Origin of the sequence: Ameyamaea chiangmaiensis, from assembly GCF_013376175.1 — a bacterium.
Taxonomy (GTDB): Bacteria; Pseudomonadota; Alphaproteobacteria; order Acetobacterales; family Acetobacteraceae; genus Ameyamaea; species Ameyamaea chiangmaiensis.
Map to the genome: position 1 here is coordinate 1 of NZ_JABXXR010000211.1, position 3,537 is coordinate 3,537.

Annotated in this window: 3 protein-coding genes and 1 pseudogene; 1 reads left to right on the forward strand and 3 read right to left on the reverse strand. The window is 68.4% G+C overall.

Going from position 1 to position 3,537, the window contains the following annotated elements:
• The 3 genes from HUK82_RS15255 to hpnA all read right to left on the reverse strand — a co-directional run.
• A partial coding sequence (locus HUK82_RS15255) for a squalene/phytoene synthase family protein (protein WP_176614759.1) occupies positions 1-807 on the reverse strand: 807 nt, incomplete at its 3' end.
• A gap of 71 nt (positions 808-878) precedes the next feature.
• A complete protein-coding gene (locus HUK82_RS15260; protein WP_176614760.1) occupies positions 879-2,039 on the reverse strand; it encodes a glycosyltransferase in 1,161 nt (386 codons plus the stop codon).
• A 9-nt stretch (positions 2,040-2,048) separates the two neighbouring features.
• Entirely contained in the window at positions 2,049-3,041 is a 993-nt protein-coding gene (hpnA, locus tag HUK82_RS15265) for a hopanoid-associated sugar epimerase (protein ID WP_176614761.1), read from the reverse strand.
• A gap of 282 nt (positions 3,042-3,323) precedes the next feature.
• On the opposite strand from hpnA, the pseudogene HUK82_RS15270 reads away from it, so the two are divergent.
• Positions 3,324-3,537 (forward strand): annotated as a pseudogene (locus HUK82_RS15270) (HpnL family protein); the annotation flags it as partial.

Consider the following 3,537-nt stretch of genomic DNA (forward strand, 5'->3'; position numbering starts at 1 on the left):
CAGCCGATGCGCCAGCCCGACAATGACCGCCGCTTCCAGCCGCATGCGGCGGTCGCGCACCAGCGCGGGCAGACGCGCCGCCTCCAGGTTCAGACGATCGACCTCATCGAGCAATGCGTCGAACACGCGTCGCAGGCCCGGTGTCTCCCGCGCGCCATCGAGATCGGCCAGCGACGCCCCCGCCCGTTCCAGCCACGGCAGCGGCAGGTAGCAGCGGTCGAGCTCATGCAGGTCCTTCACGCAGTCCTGCAGGTGGTTCAGCACCTGCAACGACGAACACAGAGCGTCCGACGGGCCGAACGTGGCGACGGGTTCACCGTGCAGCATCAACAGGAAACGCCCCACCGGATTGGCCGAATAGCGGCAGTAGTCCAGCAACGCGTCCCAGGACTGGTAGCGCCCGACGACCGCATCGCGCCTGAACGCGACGATCAGGTCCGTCGCCGTCTCGACCGGCACGCCGGTGATCCGGAACGTCTCGTGCAGGGCATGCGCCGTCATGACATCGCGACGCGGAATCGGCGGCCGTTCGCCACGCACCACCTCGCCCATCGCGTCGAGCCGCGCGATCTTGGCCTCTGGCGTCAGGACGGCATTGTCGACGATGTCGTCGATCACGCGCGCGAAGTCGTAATAGGCTTTGACGTGCGGCCGGAGGCGGCGGCTGATCAGGATCGAACCGACCGGAAAATTCTCATCCCCCGCGCCCTTGCCGGACGACAGGTCTTCGGTGCCCCACACGGCGTCTGACCGGAACGACGGCCCCGGGGCCCTGGCGGCAACGGCCACGGGCGTTGTCTCGTCCATACCTGTCCTGTTCTCTCCTGCGTCACTGAGTGACGCCGCGCGATCACGCATGCGGGCGCAGCCTTACACCGTCACGGCCCGACGGTCGAGGCGCCACCCTCCGCGTAGGCGCGCCCCTTCCAGACCACGCCCCGCCCGAAATGATGGTCGACCGCCGACTGGACCGTCGCGCCGGTATAGAACAGGGCAATTCCGGGCAACGCCAGCGCATAGAGCGGCGACAGGCCGAAGCGCCGCAGCGTGGGCAGGAACGACACCGTGGACATCGCCCACGCGGCGCCGCCGAACACACGCACGCGCCCACGTCCGAACACAGACGCCACAGGCGGCACGATCCACACCAGCAGCATGAGCAACACCGTCGCCACGAGGGCGACCGGCGAATAGCGCAACTGCACATATGCCGTGCGCGCGATCATCCGCCACACGTCCCGCGCGTCCGGATAGGGACGCACGGACTTCGCCAGACGACTGTGCCCGAGATACAGGCCGCCGCCACTGCGCTTGACGTGCGCGGCCAGCGTGCAATCGTCGATCAGCGCCCCGCGCAGGACCTCGATCCCGCCGATTTCGGCCAGGCGACTGCGACGGATCAGGATCGAACCGCCCGCCGCCCCCGCCACGCGCGAGCGCGAGTCGGCCACCTTGTCGAAGGGATACAGCATGGCGAAGAAGAACACGAACGCCGGCACCAGCAACCGTTCGGGCAGGCTTTCGCAGTTCAGCGCGACCATTTCGGAGACCTGGTCGAGACCATCCCGCTCGGCCTTGTGCACCAGTGTGGCCACGTGCTCCGGCGCGTGATGAATGTCCGCGTCCGTCAGGAAGAGGAAGCCCGCCTCGTCCGGGAACGCCGCCCGGACCGCGGCCACGCCCTGATGGACGGCCCAGAGCTTGCCGCTCCATCCCGCAGGCCGCTCCACGCCGTCGATGACGGTCAGCCGGCCATGCGGGTCCGGTAGCGCCCGGGCCAGGGCGGCCGTCCGATCCGTGCTGCGATCGTTGACGAGGACGACCGACAGTGGCCCGTCATAGGCCTGGTTGAGCAGCGAGGCGAGGCAGACCTCGATCGACTCGGCTTCATCGCGTGCCGGGACGACGATATGGACGCGCGGGGCAATCGGTGCCGCGGGCCGCGCGGGGGCCAGGATCGGCCCTCCCTGCCAGAAACGGCCATGGCCGAACAGAAGACCCAGCCAGAGGAGACAGGACACGACAGCGAGAATAAGCATGACAGAGACTCAGAGACGTCCGTTGGCCCGAAACCAGTCGATCGCATCGCGCACGGCCTCGCGCGCCGGGCGGGGTGCGTAGCCCAGTTCCGCGCGCGCCTTGTCGGATGAGAAGAACATCTTCTTGCGCGACATCGCCAGCATCTCCCGCGTCACACGCGGCTCGATCCCGAACCCGCGCGACAGCCACTCCGAGACGACCGCGACCGGCCACAGCACCTCCTGCGGCAGGCTGATGCGCGGCGGTTTAACGCCCGCCAGTTCCGAGGTCATCGCGAACAGGTCGCGCAGGAGATAGTCCTCGCCACCGAGGATGTATTTCTCGCCCGTGCGCCCCCGTTCCAGCGCCAGCGCATGCCCTTCGGCCACATCGTCGACATGGACGATGTTGACCCCGGTTTCGACATAGGCCGGCATCCGGGCCGCCGCGCAGTCGAGAATCATCTGGCCGGTCGGCGTCGGCTTGATGTCGCGTGGTCCGACCGGCGTGGACGGGTTGACGATCACGCAGTCCAGCCCGCGTTCGCGCACCAGGCGCAGGACTTCCTGCTCCGCCCGATATTTCGACCGCTTGTAGATCCCGATCACGCCGTGCTCGTGCACAGGCGTGTTTTCGTCCGACACGCTGCCGTCGCCGATCAGGCCCAGCGCGGCAACGGACGAACAATAGACGATCCGCTCCACCCCCGCGTCCTGCGCGGCCAGCATCAGAAGACGCGTGCCTTCGACGTTGGCCGTCATCATGGGCGCCGGATCGGGCACCCACAGACGATAATCCGCCGCGACATGAAAGACGTACCGGCACCCGCGCACGGCCTCGGCGAAGGTCGCGGGCGACGACAGGTCGCCCTCCACCAGTTCGGCCTCGAGCCCCGCCAGATTGCTGCGGTCGCTGTTGCGGCGCGTCATCAGACGCAGGCGGTGCCCGCGCGCGGCCAGCGTACGCGCCACGGCCGAACCCACGAAGCCCGTGGCGCCAGTGATCAATGTCGGTGCGGTCATGTCGGGCGACGCTCCCTCGGTCGGAAACTGGCGATCGGCCCGCGTCGGGCCGCGAAGTTCATCCGATAGGACGCCACGACCGATCGCGCCAGTCCGCAACATCGTGAAATACCGTTAACTCCGGAATGCCTGCCCGGAGGGTGTCGGTGCTGGCATGCCACGACGCGCTGGTGTAAGTGAGCGACGACGACGAGGCAGCCCGAACGGCGCGGCCGGTGTCCCCGCCCCACCTGCGGCCTGACCGTGGCCGCCGCCAGATATGACCGGAAGTCCACGTCAGCCTTGAAGAAGATCACGCTCCTTCTGTCGATTCTGGGCCTTGTCCTGCTGACCGGCGCGACCGCATGGGTCGGCGCGGGCGCGGTGGCGCGCGCCGTCGTCTCGATCGGCGTGATCGGCTTTGCCGCCACCGTGGCGTGCCAGCTGGCCACGGACCTGATGCTCGGCATCGCCTGGAGCACGGCGTGCCGGGGCATCGGCCTGCGCCATCTGCTGG